The organism is Micromonospora sp. NPDC049004 (assembly GCF_040649315.1).
GTDB lineage: Bacteria > Actinomycetota > Actinomycetes > Mycobacteriales > Micromonosporaceae > Micromonospora.
In genome coordinates this window covers 65089-84703 of sequence record NZ_JBEZFG010000007.1, presented here as the reverse complement: position 1 = coordinate 84703, position 19615 = coordinate 65089, and the positions used below count along the sequence as shown (strand labels likewise).

At 73.3% G+C, this 19615-nt stretch carries 22 protein-coding genes; 11 read left to right on the top strand and 11 right to left on the bottom strand.

What is annotated here, in order from left to right; all coding sequences use genetic code 11:
- Positions 1–53: 53 nt before the first annotated feature.
- Positions 54–1883 carry a tetratricopeptide repeat protein gene (locus tag AB0B97_RS21505; protein ID WP_357495841.1) on the top strand — a complete coding sequence of 610 codons (1830 nt, stop codon included), beginning with the start codon at positions 54–56 and terminating at the stop codon, positions 1881–1883.
- A 219-nt stretch (positions 1884–2102) separates the two neighbouring features.
- Here the strand turns inward: AB0B97_RS21505 and AB0B97_RS21500 are convergent, their stop codons facing one another.
- The gene (locus AB0B97_RS21500; RefSeq protein WP_357495839.1) at positions 2103–3683 is read right to left on the bottom strand and encodes an MDR family MFS transporter; all 1581 of its coding nucleotides are present in this window, start codon (positions 3681–3683) and stop codon (positions 2103–2105) included.
- 112 nt (positions 3684–3795) lie between these two features.
- On the opposite strand from AB0B97_RS21500, the gene AB0B97_RS21495 reads away from it, so the two are divergent.
- A complete protein-coding gene (locus AB0B97_RS21495) occupies positions 3796–4398 on the top strand; it encodes a TetR/AcrR family transcriptional regulator (RefSeq protein ID WP_234588662.1) in 603 nt (200 codons plus the stop codon).
- 10 nt (positions 4399–4408) lie between these two features.
- Here the strand turns inward: AB0B97_RS21495 and AB0B97_RS21490 are convergent, their stop codons facing one another.
- Both AB0B97_RS21490 and AB0B97_RS21485 read right to left on the bottom strand, forming a co-directional pair.
- The gene (locus AB0B97_RS21490; RefSeq protein ID WP_357495836.1) at positions 4409–4918 is read right to left on the bottom strand and encodes a GNAT family N-acetyltransferase; all 510 of its coding nucleotides are present in this window, start codon (positions 4916–4918) and stop codon (positions 4409–4411) included.
- A complete protein-coding gene (locus AB0B97_RS21485) occupies positions 4915–5136 on the bottom strand; it encodes a biotin/lipoyl-binding carrier protein (protein WP_007464729.1) in 222 nt (73 codons plus the stop codon). Before AB0B97_RS21485 ends, AB0B97_RS21490 begins: the two co-directional genes overlap by 4 nt.
- A 165-nt stretch (positions 5137–5301) precedes the next feature.
- On the opposite strand from AB0B97_RS21485, the gene AB0B97_RS21480 reads away from it, so the two are divergent.
- Positions 5302–5433: a hypothetical protein gene (locus AB0B97_RS21480; RefSeq protein ID WP_255787660.1), complete on the top strand. Its 132-nt coding sequence runs from the start codon at positions 5302–5304 to the stop codon at positions 5431–5433.
- Positions 5434–5557: 124 nt separating this feature from the next.
- Here the strand turns inward: AB0B97_RS21480 and rsrA are convergent, their stop codons facing one another.
- The 5 genes from rsrA to AB0B97_RS21455 form a co-directional block, all read right to left on the bottom strand.
- The gene (gene rsrA / locus AB0B97_RS21475) at positions 5558–5845 is read right to left on the bottom strand and encodes a mycothiol system anti-sigma-R factor (protein ID WP_007464731.1); all 288 of its coding nucleotides are present in this window, start codon (positions 5843–5845) and stop codon (positions 5558–5560) included.
- Position 5846: 1 nt separating this feature from the next.
- A complete protein-coding gene (locus AB0B97_RS21470; RefSeq protein WP_354861333.1) occupies positions 5847–6674 on the bottom strand; it encodes a sigma-70 family RNA polymerase sigma factor in 828 nt (275 codons plus the stop codon).
- Between the two features lie 216 nt (positions 6675–6890).
- Positions 6891–7508, bottom strand: a complete 618-nt coding sequence (locus tag AB0B97_RS21465) for an alpha/beta family hydrolase (RefSeq protein WP_357495833.1) — start codon at positions 7506–7508, stop codon at positions 6891–6893.
- Between the two features lie 53 nt (positions 7509–7561).
- A complete protein-coding gene (locus AB0B97_RS21460; RefSeq protein ID WP_234587627.1) occupies positions 7562–7954 on the bottom strand; it encodes a WhiB family transcriptional regulator in 393 nt (130 codons plus the stop codon).
- Between the two features lie 197 nt (positions 7955–8151).
- Entirely contained in the window at positions 8152–8862 is a 711-nt protein-coding gene (locus tag AB0B97_RS21455) for an SOS response-associated peptidase (RefSeq protein WP_357495831.1), read from the bottom strand.
- A 102-nt stretch (positions 8863–8964) separates the two neighbouring features.
- On the opposite strand from AB0B97_RS21455, the gene aroA reads away from it, so the two are divergent.
- The 4 genes from aroA to AB0B97_RS21435 all read left to right on the top strand — a co-directional run bounded on the left by aroA (position 8965) and on the right by AB0B97_RS21435 (position 13324).
- Entirely contained in the window at positions 8965–10263 is a 1299-nt protein-coding gene (gene aroA, locus AB0B97_RS21450) for a 3-phosphoshikimate 1-carboxyvinyltransferase (RefSeq protein WP_234587629.1), read from the top strand.
- Between the two features lie 187 nt (positions 10264–10450).
- On the top strand, positions 10451–11563 hold the full coding sequence (gene rsgA, locus AB0B97_RS21445; RefSeq protein WP_357496241.1) for a ribosome small subunit-dependent GTPase A: 1113 nt from the start codon (positions 10451–10453) through the stop codon (positions 11561–11563).
- A 28-nt stretch (positions 11564–11591) separates the two neighbouring features.
- Positions 11592–12410 carry a histidinol-phosphatase gene (gene hisN, locus AB0B97_RS21440; RefSeq protein WP_357495828.1) on the top strand — a complete coding sequence of 273 codons (819 nt, stop codon included), beginning with the start codon at positions 11592–11594 and terminating at the stop codon, positions 12408–12410.
- A 59-nt stretch (positions 12411–12469) separates the two neighbouring features.
- Positions 12470–13324, top strand: a complete 855-nt coding sequence (locus AB0B97_RS21435) for a hypothetical protein (protein ID WP_357496239.1) — start codon at positions 12470–12472, stop codon at positions 13322–13324.
- Positions 13325–13352: 28 nt separating this feature from the next.
- Here AB0B97_RS21435 and AB0B97_RS21430 read toward each other — a convergent pair whose 3' ends face one another.
- The gene (locus AB0B97_RS21430; RefSeq protein ID WP_234587631.1) at positions 13353–14552 is read right to left on the bottom strand and encodes a glycosyltransferase; all 1200 of its coding nucleotides are present in this window, start codon (positions 14550–14552) and stop codon (positions 13353–13355) included.
- A 229-nt stretch (positions 14553–14781) separates the two neighbouring features.
- Between AB0B97_RS21430 and AB0B97_RS21425 the strand changes: the two genes are divergently transcribed.
- The 3 genes from AB0B97_RS21425 to AB0B97_RS21415 all read left to right on the top strand — a co-directional run bounded on the left by AB0B97_RS21425 (position 14782) and on the right by AB0B97_RS21415 (position 17244).
- Positions 14782–15777: an SDR family oxidoreductase gene (locus AB0B97_RS21425; RefSeq protein WP_357495826.1), complete on the top strand. Its 996-nt coding sequence runs from the start codon at positions 14782–14784 to the stop codon at positions 15775–15777.
- Positions 15777–16583: an ATP-binding protein gene (locus AB0B97_RS21420; protein ID WP_357495824.1), complete on the top strand. Its 807-nt coding sequence runs from the start codon at positions 15777–15779 to the stop codon at positions 16581–16583. The genes AB0B97_RS21425 and AB0B97_RS21420 overlap by 1 nt, the downstream gene beginning before the upstream one ends.
- Positions 16584–16671: 88 nt before the next feature.
- The gene (locus tag AB0B97_RS21415; protein WP_354861350.1) at positions 16672–17244 is read left to right on the top strand and encodes a DUF5709 domain-containing protein; all 573 of its coding nucleotides are present in this window, start codon (positions 16672–16674) and stop codon (positions 17242–17244) included.
- A gap of 5 nt (positions 17245–17249) precedes the next feature.
- Here AB0B97_RS21415 and AB0B97_RS21410 read toward each other — a convergent pair whose 3' ends face one another.
- Entirely contained in the window at positions 17250–17897 is a 648-nt protein-coding gene (locus AB0B97_RS21410; protein ID WP_357496237.1) for a response regulator transcription factor, read from the bottom strand.
- A 20-nt stretch (positions 17898–17917) separates the two neighbouring features.
- Positions 17918–19033, bottom strand: a complete 1116-nt coding sequence (locus tag AB0B97_RS21405) for a DUF5931 domain-containing protein (protein ID WP_357495822.1) — start codon at positions 19031–19033, stop codon at positions 17918–17920.
- Between the two features lie 118 nt (positions 19034–19151).
- Here AB0B97_RS21405 and AB0B97_RS21400 point away from each other — a divergent pair, with 118 nt between their 5' ends.
- The gene (locus tag AB0B97_RS21400) at positions 19152–19607 is read left to right on the top strand and encodes an ATP-binding protein (RefSeq protein WP_357495819.1); all 456 of its coding nucleotides are present in this window, start codon (positions 19152–19154) and stop codon (positions 19605–19607) included.
- Positions 19608–19615 lie beyond the last annotated feature (8 nt).

The window sequence follows — 19615 nt, the reverse complement described above, 5'->3', positions numbered from 1 at the left end:
CTCAACATCAACTACGCTGGCCCCGCTGTCTGCAGCTGCGACGAGAGGACACCGTGCCAGAGGGAAGGGACGAGCCCGCGCTCTCCGCGACGGAGGAGCTGGCGCTGGCCCGGCTGGCACTGGACGAGGGAGACCTCCACCACGCCGCCGGCCACCTCGCCGGCGCGCTCGCGCGGGCGCCCACCCTGCCCGAGGTGCACGAGACGCTGGCCCGCCTCGCCGCGGCCGACGGAGGAGGGCTCGACCTCTTCCCGATCAACCACCACACCTTCGTGGGCGCGGTCGTCGCCCGCGCCCACCTGCTGGCCGCCGCCGGCCGCCCCGCCGAAGGGCTGGAGCTGCTGGCCGCGGCGACCGGTCACGCGCCCGGCACCCAGTGGGCGGGCGTGCCGTGGGTGACCGCCTCCGAACTGGTCGAACGGCTGGAGCCGGACCACATCGCCCGCGTCCTCATGCAGGTCTGCGCGGCGCTGACCGATCCGGTGCCGCGGGCCGGCCGGGACGCCCTCACGCCGTACCTCACGCTGGCCCGCAACGCCGCCACCGTGCACCCCGAGCACGGTCTCCTGCTGGGCGCGGCGTCCGCACTGGCCCGGCGGCTCGGCGAGGTCGCGCTGGCGATCCGCTGGGCCAGCCGGGGCGTACGGTGCCAGCCGTCGAAGATGGGCGAGGTCTGGCTCGGGTACGCGTACCGCAGCGCGGGCCGGACCCGCGACGCCCTCACGGCGCTCGGTCGAGCCGTCGAACTGGACCCGGACGACCTGGCCATCTACGCCGACATCGCCGGCACCCTGGCCGAGATCGGCCGGCTCGACGAGGCGTTGGAGTGGACCGAGCGGGCGCTGGCCCGGGACCCGTCGTTCGACTGTGCGGTGCACACCGCCCACCGACTGCGGCACCTGCGCGACGGCGACCTGTCCCACCTGGTAGCGCTCGCCGACTTCATCCGTGACCACCCCGACGACAGCCACGAGCACGGCGATCTGGCCCAGTGCTGCCGGGGCCGGCCCTGGCTCGGGCAACTGACGCCGGCCGGCGGCCCCCTGGTCGACGCGCTCCGACAGGCGGTCGCCGACGACGACAACGGCATCGGCGGCGCCGTACGCCTCGCGGCGGCAGCCCCACCGAGCGCCCTGCGGACGGCGACGGCGGTGGCGCCCGGACTGCGGATCGAGGTCGCCGGGGTCGCGGAGCCGGACCCGCGCGAGCCTCGACGCCCGTCCGCGCAGCGGCTGTGGCACTTCGCGGAGAACGTGCCGACACCGGCGCTGCCGGCGCCCTCGGCGGTGGCTGTCGAACGGATCGGACAGGTGGCCCACCCGGCGTGGCCGCACCCGCCGGCGGCCTACGACGCGGCGGTGAGCCTGGCCGGCCTCGACGTCGACGACCTGCTCGGGCTGCTGGTGCACCCGCCCGCGGCGCCGGCGAGCGGGCTGGGACGACTGCTGGCCGCCCAGGATCCGTCGATCTGGGTCCGCGGGGTGCAGGTCTGGGCCTGTCTGGGGCTGCTGCACCAGCGCACCGACGAGCCCTGGGCGGAGTCGACCCGACGCCGGGTGCTGGTGGACCTGGTCTGGGGTGTGGAGGACTGGGTCACCGAAGCGGCGCTGTTCGCCCTGATCACCGCCGCCTGGGTGGACCCGGAGGTGCGGCCGGACGTGGCCTGCGTGGTGGCGGAACGGTTGGCCGACGCGGCGGCGGTGGCCCAGGCCCGGCCGGTGCCGATCGCGGTCTCACTGGCCCACCTCGCGCTGGCCGCCCCCGCCCTGGACCCGGACAGCGCGGCACTGGCCACCCGGATGATCGGCGAGCGGGCGGCCGGGCTTCCCCGCCCCCGCAACCCGCTCCGCCGTCTCTGGCAACGGCTGACCCGCCGCCCCTAAACAACCCCGCGCACCCCGCCCCGCCCCGCGCACCCCGCCCCGCCCCGCGCACCCCGCCCTGCCCGCCCCGCCCCGCCCCGCCCCGTCGATCTTGCACTTGCTGTCGTGGTTTTGTCGGGGTGTGGGGTTTTTGCCGGGACAGAAAGTGCAAGATCGGCGGGAAGGGGGCGCCGCACCGACCTTGAGGTCGGTGCGGCGCGGGGTTGGGGTTGGGGTGGCTCAGGCGACCGGGGCCTTGCCGAGGGCGACCTCGGCCTCCTCCTCCGGGGTGGCCTGCGGCGGCGCCTCGTTGGCGGTGCGCAGCGGGATCTCCTTGATGAACCAGGCGAGGACCGGAATCACGATGGTGAACAGCACGGCCCAGAGGAACACGTGCGAGATGGCGTCGGAGAGACCGGTGAGGACCAGCTCACGCGCCTGGGCCGGCAGCTTCTTCAGCTGCTCCAGGTCCATCCCGCCCTCGCCGCCGCCGCTGAACGCCCGGCCGGCGGACGAGTCGGCGAGCCGGTTGGCGAAGATCGCGCCGAACAGCGAGATGCCGAACGAGCCGCCGATCGACCGGAAGAAGGTGGCCGCGCCGCTGGCCGCGCCGAGGTCCTTCTGTTCCACGCTGTTCTGGGCGATCAGCATGGAGGTCTGCATGAGGAAGCCCATGCCGGCCCCGAGCACGACCATGTAGAGCGAGGACTGCAGCTTGCTGGTGTCGGTGTCGAGCATGGAGAGCAGCGCCATGCCCCCGGTCATCACCACGCCGCCGATGATCGGGTACGCCCGGTACTTGCCGGTCTTGGTGATCGCCCGCCCGATGACCAGCGAGACGACAAGCATGCCGAACATCAACGGCAGCAGCAGCAGACCGCTGTTGGTGGCCGAGGCACCCTGCACGGTCTGCTGATAGAGCGGCAGGAAGTTCATCGCGCCGAACATCGCGAAACCGAGCAGGAAGCCGATCACCGAGATCAGCGCGAAGTTGCGGTTGGCGAACAGCGCCAACGGCAGGATCGGCTCCGGAACCCGGCGCTCCACCAGGCCGAACGCCACCAGCGCCACCAGCGCCAGCACGGCCAGGCCGAGGATCTGCGGCGAGGCCCAGTCGTACTCGTTGCCGCCCCAGGTGGTGATCAGCACGATCGCGGTGATGCCGACCGAGAGCAGCGCCGCACCGAGCCAGTCGATCCGGTGCTCGGTGCGGTACTTCGGCAGGTGCATCGTGGTGATCAGCACGAGCAGCGCGATGCCACCCAGCGGCAGGTTCACGTAGAACGCCCAGCGCCAGGAGAGGTTGTCGGTGATGAAACCGCCGACCAGCGGGCCGGCCACCATGGCGATGGCCATGATGCCGGCGATCATGCCCTGGTAACGCCCGCGCTCGCGCGGCGGAACCAGGTCGCCGATGATCGCCATCACGCCGACCATCAGGCCTCCGGCGCCCAGGCCCTGCACGGCGCGGAAGGCGATGAGCTGCACCATGCCGTCCTGCGGGCCGCCGAACATCCCGGAGCCGGCCATGCCGCACAGGGCCGAGCCGACGAGGAAGACGACGACCGAGGTCAGGAAGACCGACTTACGGCCGTAGAGGTCACCGAGCTTGCCCCAGATCGGGGTGGAGACGGTGGTGCCCAGGACGTACGCGGTGACCACCCAGGTGAAGTGGTTGAGGCCGCCGAACTCGCCGACGATCCGCGGCAGCGCGGTGCTGACGATCATGTTGTCGAGCATCGCGAGCATCATCGCGATCATCAGTCCGAACAGCACGACCCGTACGTTGGGTCGTGCGCCGGCCTGGGTTGCCTGAGTCATGGGTAAGCTCCCCCCGAGGATTGCCTTACTTACTTGCCGCCCGGCTAGTCACCTTACTAGCCGCACGGTAAGTTGGGTACCAACTGACGGTCAAGTGAATTGGGGGGCGTAGGTGAGGGAGAGCACAGGCGGCACCCGGGAGCGGATCAAGGCCGTCGCGTTGGAGCTCTTCACCGAGCAGGGGTACGAGAAGACCTCGCTGCGGGAGATCGCCGAACGCCTCAACGTCACCAAGGCGGCGCTCTACTACCACTTCAAGAGCAAGGACGACATCGTCGCCAGCTTCGTCGAGGATCGGCTGGATCAGATGGACGCGCTGACCGCCTGGGCCGACTCCCAACCGGCGACCCTGGCCACCCGCCGCACCCTCATCTCCCGCTACGCCGACACGATGTTCGGCGGCGACATGCCGTCGGTGATGCGCTTCTTCGAGCAGAACCAGACAGTGCTCAAGAGCCTCTCCTCCGGCCAGCAGATGCGGGGCCGGATGATGCGGCTCGCCAGCGCCCTCTGCCGGGGCGACGACTCCCCCGCCGCCCAACTGCGCGCCACCCTGTCCCTGTTCGCCGTGCACACCAGCTGGTTCGCCGTGCGGGCACCCGGCATCACCGACGCCGAACGCCGCCGGCTCGCGCTGGAGGTGGCCGACGAGTTGCTGGCCGCGATCGGCGCCGAGCCCGACGAGGACGCGGCCCCGGCCAGCAGCCGGGCCTGACGCGCCGGTCTCAGGCGCGGGGCAGCTCCAGCCGCAGGCCCAGCAGGGCCACGCCCTCCACCGGCGACCAGTCCATCTCCGGCATACGGACGAACCCCAGGCGCTCGTAGAGCCGGTGGGCCGACGCGGCCATCCCCGCGCGGACGCAGATCACGACGGCCGTACAGCCCAACTCGGCCGCCCGGTCGACGCACGCCTGGGCCAGCGCCGCGCCCACACCCCGCCCCTGGGCGCCCGGGTCGACCGCCAGCATCCGGAACTCCGCCTCGCCCGGCCCGGACAGCTCGGCGAACGGGGTGCCCGGCAGGACGAAGGTGACCGAGCCGAGCACCGCGCCCGTCGCCTCGTCCACCGCGACCAGCACCTCGCCGCTGCCGGCCCGGGTCGAGACGTCGGCCAGCACCGCCCCGTACCCGTGCTCGCCCTTGAGCTGACCGTCCGCCTCGTACGCGGCCACGGTCAGGCGGGCGACGGCCGGGAAGTCGGCCGTGTCGGCAAGCCGGACCAGCAGGCCGCTCAACCGATCACCGCGATCAGGTCGCCGTCCTGCACGACGTCGCCCTCGTGCACGGCGAGCTGCTGGACCACGCCGTCGGCCTCGGCGACGACCGGGATCTCCATCTTCATCGACTCGAGGATCACCAGAGTGTCGCCCTCGGACACGGTGTCGCCCGCGGACGCGACGACCTTCCAGACGTTCGCCACCATCTCGGCGCGGATCTCCTCGGCCATGTCCACGGCCCTCCCTTTTCGCGATGTGCCTGCCGACGTATCCAATCACGCGAGGGTGGGGCGCGGGAGCGGAGCGGTGCGGCCGACCGGCCGCCGAGGCCCCGGGGGAAGGCACCGGGTGTCGAGCGCACTACCATCAGCGGGTCGGACCCGACGCCGGGCGGCCGGTGGGTGCACCGGCGCGAGGCCGCGCGCAGCACGGATCCGACCCATCACGAGGAGGTCAGCATGGCGAAGAAGTCCCGCAAGAAGAAGGCCCGCAAGAAGAGCGCCGCGAACCACGGCAAGCGTCCCAACTCCTGAACGCGCCGGCGGGCGATGCGCCCGTCACCGGTCAGTCCGACCCGGCGCAGGCCGGGTACACCGGTGGCCCGGGTCGAAGATCGACCCGGGCCACCGGTGTTTCGCCGTTTCGGTACGCCGACGCTCAGTCGGCCAGCTCACGGGAGTCGCTGGTCTCGAAGACCACCAGCTCGGTGAGCTTGACCCGCAGCCGCTCGCGCAGCTGATCGGGCGCGGTCTCGTTGCCGCAGCAACGGGCGACCAGTGCCCGCACCTCCTGTTCGAGCCCGTACTCGCGCAGGCACGGCCCGCACTCGTCGAGGTGGTGCCGGATCAGCGAGCGGCGCTCGTCGGCGCACTCGAGATCCAGGTAGAGGTAGACCTCCGCGAGCACCTCGCGGCAGTCCGTCTCGTGCGGCTTTCCGCAGCTCACGTCACACCTCCCGGCCGGCAGCGGCAGCGGCAGAGCCCTTCGCGGACCGGGCCGGGCTGAAGCCCCGCTCCGCGGCGTACTGCTCGAGCAGCTTGCGCAGATTACGACGGCCGCGGTGCAGACGCGACATCACGGTGCCGATCGGCGTGCCCATGATGTCGGCGACCTCCTTGTAGGAGAAGCCCTCGACGTCGGTCAGGTAGACGGCCAGGCGGAACTCCTCCGGCAACTGCTGGAGGGCCTCCTTGACGTCGCTGTCCGGCAGCCGGTCCAGAGCCTCGGTCTCGGCCGAGCGCAGCCCGCTGGAGGTGTGCGACTCGGCCTCGGCGAGCTGCCAGTCGGTGATCTCCTCCGTGGGCGCCTGGATCGGCTGGCGCTGCCGCTTGCGGTAGGAGTTGATGTAGGTGTTGGTCAGGATCCGGTAGAGCCAGGCCTTCAGGTTCGTGCCCTGCTCGAACTGGTGAAAGGCCGCGTACGCCTTCAGGTAGGTCTCCTGGACCAGGTCTTCGGCATCCGCCGGGTTGCGCGTCATGCGCAGCCCAGCAGCGTAGAGCTGATCGACGAATGGCATCGCGTCCCGCTCGAACCGGGCCCTGCGCTCGTCCGTCTTCTCGGTGGTCAACCGCACATCCCCTCGCGTCGGATGCTTTCCCGCCGAGGATACGCGCACGGACCTGCCCACAGATTCACTTCCGGCTGGTGTGCCCGTGCTCACCGCACCCACCCCGCCCGGTCCCGCTGTCACGGGCCAGTCCGGACCATCCAGCAGCCGCTGCAGCTGCCGGGCGTCCCGCTCGTCCCGTTCCAGGCTTCGTGTCTCGGTCGGCACCGGTCACCCCCCTCGCAGAAAAGTCGTCCGGGGTTAGTAACGCGAGATGACCGGTGAGGCATTCCGCCCGGCTCTCCCGTTCCTGGTCCCGGCCCCGGTGGCGCCGGCGCTGGGACCAGGAAGGGCCTGGGAGGACTGGCGCCGTCCGTCCGAACCGGGCCGGCGGCACCAACCGATGCAACGACCCGCGCCCGGCAGCGGAAACGGTCGGACGGTTCAGTCGGCCGCCCAGCCGTGCCGGCGCAGCCAGTCCCGCACCACGTCGGCCGTGCCGGCCGGGTCGCGCCGTAGGTCGTGCGTCTCACCCGGCCGGGTCACGACCTGCACGCCCGGCTCCGACGCGGGCACCCCGAACGGGTCCCGGTCACCGTTGACCACGAGCGTCGGCAGCCCGGTGGCCAACTCGGCGGCGCGGGAGCGTTCCGGCCGGCCGGGTGGGTGCAGCGGAAAGGCCAACGCGACGACCCCGGCCGCGCCCACCGCGCGGGCCGTCCGGCAGGCCACCCGCGCGCCGCTGGAACGACCTCCGACCAGCACCGTGGCCACCTCGTCGTGGCGAGCGCGCAGCGCGGCGAGCACTGCCGTCCACGCCTCGTCGAGGTGCCCGGCGGGGGCCGGCGCGCGACGGCCGGCGACCCGGTAGGGCTGGGTCACCCGGATCACCGCCAGGCCGGCCCCGACCGCCGAGTCCCGCACCGCGAGCAGGTCGGGCGCGTCCACGCTGCCGCCCGCCCCGTGCCCGAGCACCAGCAGGGCGGCGGCCGGCCGGGCCGGCAGGTCGGTGTCGATCCGCGCCGGGCCGCGGGGTGTGTCGATCTCTTCGCTGGGCAGCACCGACCCATTCTGCGCCGACCTCGGCGGTCACCGGGATGGTTCACTCCCGGCGTTCAGCTCAGCGGCACCAGGGTGAGCAGACGGTCGCGGACCGGAGGGCCGGCGTCGTCGGCCGCGTCCGGATCGGGCTCGACCTCGCCGCGCCAGGCGACAAGCATCGCCCGCCGCTCGCGGGGTGTGGTCGCGCCCCACACGCCGTGGCAGTCGCCGACCTCCAGCGCCCAGGCCAGGCAGGAACCCTGCACGTCACAACTGCGGCACAGCGCGACGGCGGCATCCGCCGGTTCGTTCGGTGCCGGAAAGAACGTCTCCGGATCGACGTTCTGGCACGTCCCTCTGGTGCGCCACGCGTCGTCCTGTCGGCGTTCTCGCAAGGCCCGCAGCAGCCGCGGATCTCTCCGTGCCGCAGCCACCTCGTGCGGGCGGGGCATACGCGCCCGTGTCATTCCACCCACCTCCCCCGTGGGACCGGCAAGATCGGTGGATGTCGTCCGCCCCGTGCGAATCGACAGCCACTACCGGCGCTGTGTTGTATCGCACTTCCGGACACCGAGACAAGGGCTTACGGAGAACATGGCTGAACGGCCAGGCGACGAATCGAGCAGAACCCTGGCAAATCGGTGCTCGACGATGCCTGTCATTTTCAGAACAGAGTCAGCTCCGATGGGACCGGCTGCGGCGGGACGGACACCCGGGCGGTCAACTCCGGGCCGTCGTTGCGGACGTCGCCCACCGCCGGCCCGACCGGGCGGATCTCCAACCCGGCCAGCCGATCGGGCGACGCGGGCACGAGCAGGCGGTCGGGCTCGTCGCACGGCCCCAACCAGGACGACCACCGATCGGGCGGCAGCAGCACCGGCATCCGGTCGTGCACCTCGGCCAGCTCGCCGAGCGCCGCGGTGGTCAGCACGCTGAAGGTGAGCCGGCTCTCGGCCCCGGACTCCCAGACCGACCAGATGCCGGCCAGGGCGAGCACCGAGCCGTCGGCCGGGGTCATGAAGTACGCCTGCCGGCGGCCGTCGGACTGGCGGACCCACTCGTACCAGCCGTCGGCCGGCACCAGGCAGCGGCGGCGGGCGAACGCCCCGGCGTACGCCCGGCTGGTGGCCACCGTCTCGGCCCGCGCGTTGATCATGCGGGCCGCGCCCGCGGCGGACCGGGACCAGTGCGGCAGAAAGCCCCAGCGGGCGACGCAGAGGCTGCGGTGCCCGTGCGGGGTGAGCCGCACCAGCGGCACCCGATCGGTGGGCGCGACGTTGTGATCCGGCCGGATCGCGCCGTCGGTGTCGTCGGCCGACTCGAACAGCGCGCTCAACTCACCGGAACCACGGGTCGTCGCGTACCTGCCGCACATGCGCTCACGCTAACCCGTCGGGGGCCCTGCCTGCTGTCCCGCCAACCGGGAGTACGACCGCCGGTCGGCGTCACCCACCGGCCGACACGGCAGAATGTAACCGTGGGGAATCTGACCGCGACCCGGCCGCCACAGCCGTGGAGCGCACCGACCGCGTCCGACCCGGTGGCAGCGACACTGCGCCTGCCCGGCTCCAAGTCGATGACCGCCCGCGCCCTGGTGCTCAGCGCCGTGGCCGCCGGCCCGTCGACCCTGGCCGAGCCGCTGCGCGCGCGGGACACCGAGCTGATGGCCGCCGGCCTGCGCGCGATGGGCACGCACGTGTCGATCAACGACGACGAACGTTGGCTGGTCCGGCCGCACCCGCTGGTCGGCCCCGCCCACGTCGACGTGGGGCTGGCCGGCACCGTGATGCGGTTCCTGCCACCGGTGGCGGGGCTGACCGACGGGCAGGTCACCTTCGACGGCGACCCGTACGTCCGCACCCGTCCGCTCGGCCCGCTTGTCGACGCGCTGCGCTCGCTGGGCGTGCGGATCGACGTCACCGGCACGGGCAGCCTCCCGCTGACCGTGCTCGGCACCGGTGGGGTCACCGGCGGCGAGGTGGTGATCGACGCGTCCGCGTCCAGCCAGTTGGTCTCCGGTCTGCTGCTGGCAGCCCCGCGCTTCGACCGGGGCCTGGTGGTGCGCCACGTCGGTGCGCCGGTGCCCTCCGCGCCCCACCTGCGGATGACGGTGCGGATGCTGCGGGCCGCCGGCGCGGCGGTCGACGACAGCACCCCCGACGTCTGGGCCGTCGAGCCCGGCCCGCTCACCGGGCGCGGCTGGGAGATCGAGCCAGACCTCTCCGGCGCCGTGCCGTTCTTCGCCGCGGCCCTGGTCACCGGCGGCGAGGTGACCCTGCAGGGCTGGCCGCACAGCAGCGCCCAGCCGGTCGAGCAACTCCGGTCGCTGCTCCAGCGGATGGGCGGCGAGGTCACCCTCTCCACCAACGGGCTGACCGTCCGCGGCACCGGCGTGGTGCACGGTCTGACCGCCGACCTGTCCGACGTCGGCGAGCTGACCCTCGTGCTGACCGCGCTGGCCATGCTCGCCGACTCACCGTCGGTCTTCACCGGCGTCGGGCACATCCGGGGCCACGAGACCGACCGGCTCGCCGCGCTCGCGCGGGAGTTCGGCGGGCTCGGGGCCGACATCACCGAGACGCCGGACGGGCTGGAGATCCGGCCGCGCCCGCTGCGCGGTGGCGTCTTCCGCACCTACCACGACCACCGGATGGCCCACGCCGCCGCGGTGGCCGGGCTCGCCGTCCCCGGCATCGAGGTGGACGACGTGGGGTGTACCTCCAAGACCATGCCCGAGTTCCCGGCACTATGGTCAGCGATGGTGACCGGAAAGTGAGCGTCCGGAAACCCCGTGGCGAGCGAGGCGGAGTCCAGGCGGCGATCCGGCAAGGCGGAGTGTGGTCCGGATACCGGTGTTGTATCCGGACCACACTCCAACGCCGCCGGTCGTCGGCTGGGCCCGCCGCAGCCGCTGCGGGGTTTCCGGACGCTCACTGAGAGCTGACGCGAGAAGAGGACAGGTCCTGGCGACCAGACGGCGGGAGTACGACGAGGACGACGTACGGGTCCGACCCGGAAAGTCGTCGCGCCCGCGTACGCGCACCCGCCCGCAGCACGCCGACGCGGTGGACGGCTTCGTCATCGCCGTGGACCGGGGGCGCTACCAGTGCGTGCTGGCCGGGGCCGAACGCGGCGTGGTGGGGGCCGAGCTGCCCACGGTGACCGCGATGCGGGCCCGGGAGCTGGGCCGCAAGTCGGTGGTCGTGGGTGACCGCGTCAGCCTGGTCGGCGACACCTCCGGCGCCCAGGGCGCTCTCGCCCGGATCGTCCGGATCGCCGAGCGCCGCTCGGTGCTACGTCGCACCGCCGACGACGACGAGACCACCGCGGAGGGTCGGCTGGAACGGGTGGTGGTGGCCAACGCCGACCAGTTGGTGATCGTCAGCGCCCTGGCCGACCCGCCGCCGCGGACCGGGTTCATCGACCGCTGCCTGGTGGCCGCGTACGACGCGGACGTCGAGCCGCTGCTCTGCCTCACGAAGGCCGACCTGGCCGGGCCGGAGGAGGTGCTGGGCTACTACACCGAGCTGGAGCTGCCGTACGTGCTCAACCGCCCGGACTCCGACCTCGCCGCGCTCCGCGCGCTGCTGAGCGGCAAGGTGTCGGTGCTGGTCGGGCACTCCGGGGTGGGCAAGTCGACGCTCGTCAACCGCCTCGTCCCGGAGGCGCTGCGCGCGGTCGGCGTGGTCAGCGCGATCGGCCGGGGCCGACACACCTCGACAAGCGCGGTGGCGCTGCGGCTGCCACCCGTGCCGGGCGTCGACACCGACCCGGGCTGGATCATCGACACCCCCGGGATCCGCAGCTTCGGGCTGGCGCACGTCTCCGCCGACAGCCTGCTGCACGGCTTCCCGGACCTCGTCGAGGGCACCGTCGACTGCCCGCCCAACTGTCAGCACACGGCCGACGAGACCGACTGCGCGCTGGACGCCTGGGTGGCCGCCGGCAAGGCCGACCCGCGCCGGCTGGCGTCGTACCGCCGGTTGCTCGCCTCGCGCGCCGGCGACGGCGACGCGCGCGGCGACAGCGACCAGCGCGGGCCCGGCGAGGGTGACCGGCGCGGGCCCGACGAGTGACAGGCGGGGCGTCGGCTAGGTTGCCGGCATGACCGGGTACGCCGACGACCTCGCCCTCGCCCACCTGCTCGCCGACCGGGCCGACGCCATCGCCATGGCCCGGTTCCGGGCGCTCGACCTGCGGGTGGAGACGAAGCCCGACCTGACCCCGGTCTCCGACGCGGACACCGCCGTGGAGCGGGAGATCCGCGCCCTGCTGGCCGAGCACCGGCCCGCCGACGGGCTGCTCGGCGAGGAGTACGGCGCCGAGCCGTCCACCGATCCCAACGGCCGGCGGTGGATCGTCGACCCGATCGACGGCACCAAGAACTTCGTCCGTGGCGTGCCGATCTGGGCCAGCCTGATCGCGCTGTACGACGGCGACCGGCCGGCCGTCGGCGTGGTGTCGGCGCCGGCGTTGGGCCGACGCTGGTGGGCGAGCGCCGGCGCGGGCGCGTTCGCCGGGCCGGGTCCGGCAGCCGGCGACCGGATCGGGGTCTCGGCGGTGCGCGAGGTCGCCGACGCGAGCGTCTGCTACTCGTCGCTGACCGGCTGGGAGGACGCCGGGCGACTCGACGCGATGCTCGACCTGCTGCGCGCCGGTTGGCGCAGCCGGGCGTACGGCGACTTCTACGGCTACATGTTGTTGGCCGAGGGCGCACTGGACGTGATGGCCGAGCCGGAGTTGTCGCTGTGGGACGTGGCGGCGCTGGTACCGATCATCACGGAGGCGGGTGGCACGGTCACGGATCTGGGCGGTCGACAGTCCCCCACCGGCGGGCCGGGCACCGAGAGCAGCGTGGTGGCCACCAACGGTGTACTGCACGCCGACATCCTCGCCCGGCTGGATCGACCAGCCGAGCGCTGACCCCCGGCAACCTCTATCCTCGCCAGGTGGTCTCCTCCGGCTGGTGCTTCCTCGCGGCGATGATCGTCGCGTACGGCTTCGCCAACCTGCTCCAGTCGGTGGCTGCGGCGCGCACCACAGTGCACCACACCTTCGATCCGGGTCTGCTGCTGCGCCTGGCCGGGCACCGGACGTACCTGGTGGGGCTGTGCTGTCAGATCGGCGGGTTCGTGCTCGCCTTCCTGGCCCGACGGGACCTGCCCCTGTTCCTGGTGCAGGCGAGCGTGGCGGCCGGGCTCGGGGTGACCGCCATCATCGGCGTTCTGGTGCTGAAGTGGCGGATGCCGGTGGCGGAGGTGGCCCTGCTGGCCCTGCTCTTCGCCGGGATCACCGCGCTGGTGCTGGCCGCGCGGCCGGCGCCGTCGAAGCAGCTCGGCACCGCCGGCTCGGTGGCCCTGCTGGCGGCGCTCGGCGTCATCGCGGTGCTCGGTGTCTTCGCCGTCCGGCTGCACGGAGCGCCCGGGTCGGTGGCCCTGGGCTCGTTGGCCGGGCTGGCGTTCTCGTCGGCGGCCGTGGCGGCCCGGCCGCTGGCCTCCGCGCCGTCGGCCGAGGCGTTCCTCGCCAACCCGCTGTTCTACCTGCTGATCGCCCACTCGATCGTCGGCCAACTGCTGCTCGGGCTGGCCATGCAGCGCGGCTCGACGACCGCGGCGGTCGCCGCCATGGACGCCGCCGGAGCGGTGCCGGCGGCGATCGTCGGCCTGCTGCTGCTCAACGACAAGATCTGGCCGGGTCGGGAGTGGCTGGCCGCCGCCGGATTCCTGGTCACCCTGGCCGCCGTGATCGGCCTGACCCGCTACGCGCAGCCGCAGCAGCACCGTTCGGTGGCGCACCGCCACGACCGGGCCATGGTCAGCGCGGGCCGGTCCGTCTGACCGACCCGCGCATCCGGCGGCACCCCGCTCACGCCTCGACCGGCTTGCGGCGGCTCACCACCCGCTCGTAGAGGCGTTCCAGGGCACCGGCGGTCCGTTCCCACGTGTAACTGCTGCGAACCCGGTCCACCGCGGCGTGCCCGTACGCGAACCGGCCGGCGTTGTCGGCGAGCAGCCGGCGCAGGGAGACCCCGAGCGTGCGTACGTCACCGGGGGGCACCAGGCGGCCGGTGACCTCGTCGACCACCGCGTCCGCCAGGCCGCCCATCGCGTAACCGACCACCGGCACCCCGCAGGCCATGGCCTCCAGGGAGACCCGTCCCGCCGAGGAGTAGTGCGGCGTGCAGGCCACCACGTCGGCCGACCGGTACCAGGTCGCCATCTGGTCGTGCGGCACCGCCCCGACCAGGCGCACCTGCTCGGCCACCCCGGCCCGTTCGGCCAGCTCGCGCAGGCGACGCGCCTCCGCGTGGTTGGCCAGCTGGCCGGCCGGTGGGCCACCGGCGATCACCAGTTCGGCGTCGCCGACCAGCCGCATCGCCCGGATCAGGTCGTCCTGGCCGTGGCCCGGGGACAGTCCGCCGACGGAGAGGATCCGGGCCCGCTGTTCGCGCGGGGCCGCCTCGCCGTCCGGGTGGAACTGCGCGGTGTCCACCCCGGCCGGCACCATCGCCACGGAGGTACGTTGCAGACCCATCCGGGTCAGCTCGTCCACCTCGTCGTTGCACTGGGCGACGGCGATGTCCACCGCCCGGGTCAGCGCCCGCTCCAGCGGGATCCGCTCCCCCGGGCCGTCGTACTCGCCGCCCAGGTGGCGCAGCTGCTCCACACCGAGCGAGTGGAAGGTCTGCACGACCGGGATGTCGGTCTCCCGGACGGCGTGTGCGGCGGCCAGGCCGCCGATCCAGTAGTGCCCGTGCACCACCTCGGGGCGCCAGGCACCGCCCCACTCGTCGGTCAGCCAGCGCCCGAACTCGGTGACGTGCGGGATCAGACCGGCGGTGGGCAGGGCGGTCGCCGGGCCGACGGGCACCCGGTGCACCCGATAGCCGCCGACATCGGCCGTCGCCGGCAGGTCAGGGTCGTCCCGACGTTCGTAGATGCGGACGTCGTGGCCTCTTCCGGCCAGTTCGGCGGCGACCCGCGCGATGTGTTGTTGGGTGCCGACCGGCGGGCCGTCGGCATGCCGGTACGAGCTGGTGTGCGCGCAGACGAGGCCGACGCGCATGGGTCACCTCCCTGCGATCTTTTCCTCGGCGGTCCCGGTCAGAGCGTCCCATTAACCTCAGAGCCCCGAGCCGAAACCTGGCAGATCGGGAACAGTCACCGCAGGTGCCACCGACACTTGCGCCACGGCAACCACATGAGCCCCGATTTCGCCCGGTGCACCGGGCGGATCCGATGATCGTCGGGCGGCGATTGGTATGACCGGGCCCGACCGGGGGTACCGCTGCAGAATGCCGCTGACCCGCACCCTCGACGATTCGACCGTGGTGATCACCGGCGCCTCCAGCGGGATCGGCACGGCCACCGCGTACGCCCTGGCCCGCCGGGGCGCGGCGGTGGTGCTCGCCGCCCGCAGCGGGCCCGCGTTGCGACAGGTCGCGCAGCGCTGCCGGGAGCTGGGCGGCCGGGCGGTGGCCGTCCCGACCGACGTGACCGATCTGGAGTCGGTGCAACGGCTGGCCGACCGCGCGGTGGGCGAATTCGGCCGCATCGACGCCTGGGTGAACAACGCCGCCGTGAGCGCGGTGGGCCTGTTCGACGAGATCCCCGTCGCCGAGTTCCGGCGCGTGCTGGAGGTCAACCTGCTGGGCACTGTGCACGGCATCAAGGCCGCGCTGCCGTACCTCGGCGCGGCCGGCGGCGGCGTGCTGGTCAACAACGCGTCGGTGCTGGCCGAGGTGGCGATGCCGTACCAGTCGGCGTACAACGCCGCGAAGCACGGCATCCGTGGGCTGGCCGACACCGTCCGGCAGGAGCTGCGGGTGACCGGTCGGGGGCAGATCTCCGTCTGCACCGTCCTGCCGGCCACCATCGACACCCCGTTCTTCCGGCACGCGGCCAACCACAGCGGTCGCGAGCTGGTGCCACCCCCGCCGATCTACCCGCCGGAAGTGGTCGCCGAGACGATCGTGCGGCTGCTGCGCCGGCCGCGCCGCGAGGCGTACGCCGGTGGCGCCGCACGGCTGCTCGGCCTGCAGTGGCGGCTGGCGCCGGCCCTTGTCGAACGCACCCTCGGCTGGTACGCCCACCGCACCCAGTTCGGCCCCGGCGCCCGGCTCGACAGCACCGGCAACGTGTTCCACGCCGACGGGCAGGCCAGCCGCAGCGGTGGCTGGCACGGTCGACGGCGTCAGCTGGTGCGGATGACCGCCGCGTTCGGTCTCGCCGCGGCCGGCACCGCTGTCGGCACCATGGCCATGAACCGCCGATCCCGATCGGTTCGCTGATGACAGGCGTCGACCGACCGCAAGCGCCGTACGTCAGCGGGCCGCACCCCGAAACGACCATCGGAGTGAACGAGCGCTGCCGGGTGGAGGTCGACGAGTCGTCCCCGGTCATCCGGTTGAGCGGGGTGCTCGACACCGCCGCGGCGCCCCGGGTTCACGACGCGTTGCTGGCACGGCTCAGCGACCGGCCCGGCCCGGTGGTCGCCGACGTGACCGGGTTGCGGGTCACCGACCCGGCCGGGCAGGGTGTCTTCGCCGAGGTCCGCCGGGAGATCGCCGACTGGCCGGCCGCGGACCTGCTGCTGTGCGACCCGGCGGTCTCCGGACCCGGTCGCCCCGACGCCGTCCTGGCGGGTGTGCCGGCCTGGCCCACCCTCGACGCCGCGCTGGCCGCTGTCGCGGCGGCCCCGCTGGCGGCGGTGCTGACCGCCGAGCTGCCGCCGACTCCGGAGTCCGCCCGGCAGGCCCGCGAGCTGGTCGCCACCGGTTGCGTGCGCTGGGGCATGCCGGCCCTGACCGAGCCGGCGCAGATCGCGGTCACCGAGATGGTCAACAACGTGGTCACGCACGCCCGGACTCCGATGAGCGTCCGGTTGGCGCCGCAGGACGACACCCTGCACCTGGCGGTTCGGGACCACTCGTCGCGCCGGCCCACATTCGAAGGTCTGTCCCCGCCGAACCGCGTGGGCGGCCGGGGTCTGCTGCTGATCGACACCGTGGCCCGCCGGTGGGGCACCAGCATGGTGCCGGACGGCAAGGTCGTCTGGTGCGTGCTGCACCCGGACGACGAGGCAGCGCAGGGCTGACGGACCTCCCGCACCCGGTGTCCGGTTCGCCGCCGCATGACCGGCGGTGCTCCGGTTACGGCGGGAGGGCAGCGGGTAGTGATCAGACATGCGCGACAACGAGTACCCGACCCCCGTGTCCGACACCGAGGCGGAGGGGCTGCCCGACACCGCCGATGACGACTCGAGCGCCAACGACGACGTGCTCACCGGCCGCGAGGCGGACGGCCCGGAGCCGGCCCAGCTGCCCGGCGACCGGACGCCGGTGGCCGTTGACCGCTTCGGGACGACCGCCGAGGAGCAACTCGACGGGGAGTCGTTGGACTACAAGCTCGATCGGGAGGTCTACGAACGCCCGGTGGACGACCCACTGGCCGGCCCGGTCGACCCGAAGATCGCCTTCGAGGCGGAGAACGAGGCCGCGGCGGCGGAGGCCCAGCTGGACGCCGACGTGATGGACCCGGGGCCGACGTCGGATCCCAACTCGCCGGTCTCCCTCTATGACCACGGCCAGCTCGGCACGGTCGCCGACGCCACAGTGGGCCGGCTCGTGGAACCGGACGAGGGAGCGCACACCGACCAGGAGACCGACTCCGTGGCGTACGACGCCGGGTCGGCGGGCGGCGGGGCGACCGCGGAGGAGCTGGCCATCCACGAGACAGAGCCGCCGCGCTCGGTCTGAGCCGATCAGTCGTCCAGGCCACGCTCGATCGCGTAACGGGTCAACTCGACCCGGTTGTGCAGTTGCAGCTTGCCGAGCGTGTTCTGGACGTGGTTCTGCACCGTCCGGTGGGACAGGCCGAGCCGCTGCGCGATCTGCTTGTACGACATTCCCTTGGCCACCAGGCGCAGCACCTCGGTCTCCCGGTCGGTGAGGCGGGGCGTTCCCGGCTCCGCGTCCCCGGTCGCGTCCTGCCCCGGCCCGGCGGCCATCCGCCGGTACTCCCCCAGCACCAACCCCGCCAGGCCGGGCGTGAAGACCGGGTCACCGGCGGCGGTGCGGCGGACCGCGTCGAGGAACGCGGCGGGCGCCGTCGACTTCACCAGGTAGCCGGTGGCGCCCGCCTTGACCGCGTCGAGCACGCTCTGCTCCTCGCCGCTGGCGCTGAGCATCAGCACCCGGACCTCGGGCAGCGCGGCGCGCAGCCCGACGACCACCTCGACCCCGGAGATGTCCGGTAGTTGCAGGTCGAGAATCACCACGTCGGGGCGGGCGGCGGCGGCCACCCGGATCGCCTGTCGCCCCTCGCCGCTGGTCGCCACCACCAGGAAGCCAGCCTCGGCCAGGTCGCGGGCCACGCCCTCGCGCCACATCGGATGGTCGTCGACCACCATCACCCGCACCGCCGTCACCGCTACGTCCTCGGCACGATCAGCTCGATCTCGGTGCCCGCGTCGGGGGTCGACATGATCCGGACCGTACCCCCGAGGTCGGTCACCCGGCCACGGATCGACTGGGCCACGCCGAGCCGTCCCTGCGCGGCGGCCTCGACCAGCCGGCCGGCCGGGATGCCCGGCCCCTCATCCCGGATCGACACGGTCACGGTCTCCCCCTCGTCCTCGATCAACACCCAGGCCCGCCCGCCGGCGTGGCGGCCCACGTTGTCCAGGGCCGCGCCGGCCGCGGCCGCCAACTCGCCGGCCACCTGCCGGGGCAGGGTCACCGGGGTGGCGGGGGCCGAGACCGACACCGCCGCCGACGCGTACCGGCCGAGCAGACCGCGCAGGTCCACCGCTTCCGCCCCGGCGTCGGCCGGTGCGGTGCCGGCGATCAGCGCCCGCAGCGCGGCCTCCTGCTCACCGGCGAGCCGGGCCAGTTCGCCGGCCTCGCCGGGCAGGTGCGCGCCGCGCCGCTGCACCAGCGCCAGCACCTGGAGCACCGAGTCGTGGATGTCGCGTGCCAGTCGTTCCCGTTCCCGGGTGGCCGCCTCCAACTCCACCGCGTGTTGCAGGCGTTCCTCGGCGGCCACGGCGAGCCGGGCGACGTGGCCGACCACCACCCCGGCGAGCAGCAGCAGGATCACTCCGGTGAAGGAGGACTGGCTGATCCGTTCCCGGGTGGCCACGTCCGCGCCGGCGACCAGCAGCGCGGCCACCGTGCCCCGCCGCCGGCCGCCGGAGACCGCCCAGGCCAGCACCGGGCCGGCCATCCAGGCAACCCCCAGGGTGGGTACGCCGTGGGCGAGCGCCTCCCGTCCGATCACCCAGGGGGTGGACAGCACGATGGCGACCACCACCCCGAGGTCGGCCAGCAGCAGCGGCCAGCGGCGCCAGGCGGAGCGGGCGTACCCGACGGCTGTCACGCCGGTCCAGAGGATCATCGCCAGGACCAGGGCGCCGACGGCGAACGGGTGGTCGTACCGGTCGGCGTCGCGTACGGCGAGCGCGCAGACGTACCCGAGGGAGGTGACCCGGAACACCGTGAGCGCCCGCCAGAGCGGCACCTCGAAACCACCCGACGGCGACGGCATGGCGGTCAGGATGCCACAGCGGGGCCGGCGGCGCGGGGCCACGGAGTGCACATCAAGGAACCCTGACGTACGGTTGAAAAGCCGCGAAATACTCCGAGATCCGCTGTCGGGACGGGCCATGACGAATGCAGATCCGCACGCACCGCGTACGGTTGTGCCCATCGAACCCTCCCTCCTGATCGCCGAGGCCTTCGAGCAGGCCCAGGTGACCGAGATTCGACACTCGGTCACCTCCTGCGCGCACGCCTCCGGCCTCGACGGCCAACGGCTGGACGACTTCGTGCTGGCGGTCAACGAGTTGATCACCAACGCCGTGCGGCACGGCGGCGGGCGCGGGTGGCTGCGGCTCTGGCGGGAGCCCGGCGGGCTGTTCTGCGAGGTGGCGGACCACGGCCAGGGCATCACCCCGCAGCGGCTGGGCGACCGGAGCCGTCCCGCCCCGGACACCGCCGGCGGGTGGGGTCTCTGGCTGGCCCGGGAGCTGACCGACGCCATGGAGATCGCCACCAGCGCCGCCGGCACCACCGTCCGCATCGCCGCCACCCTCGCCGCCACCGACCGCACCAAGCGCTGAGACCGGGC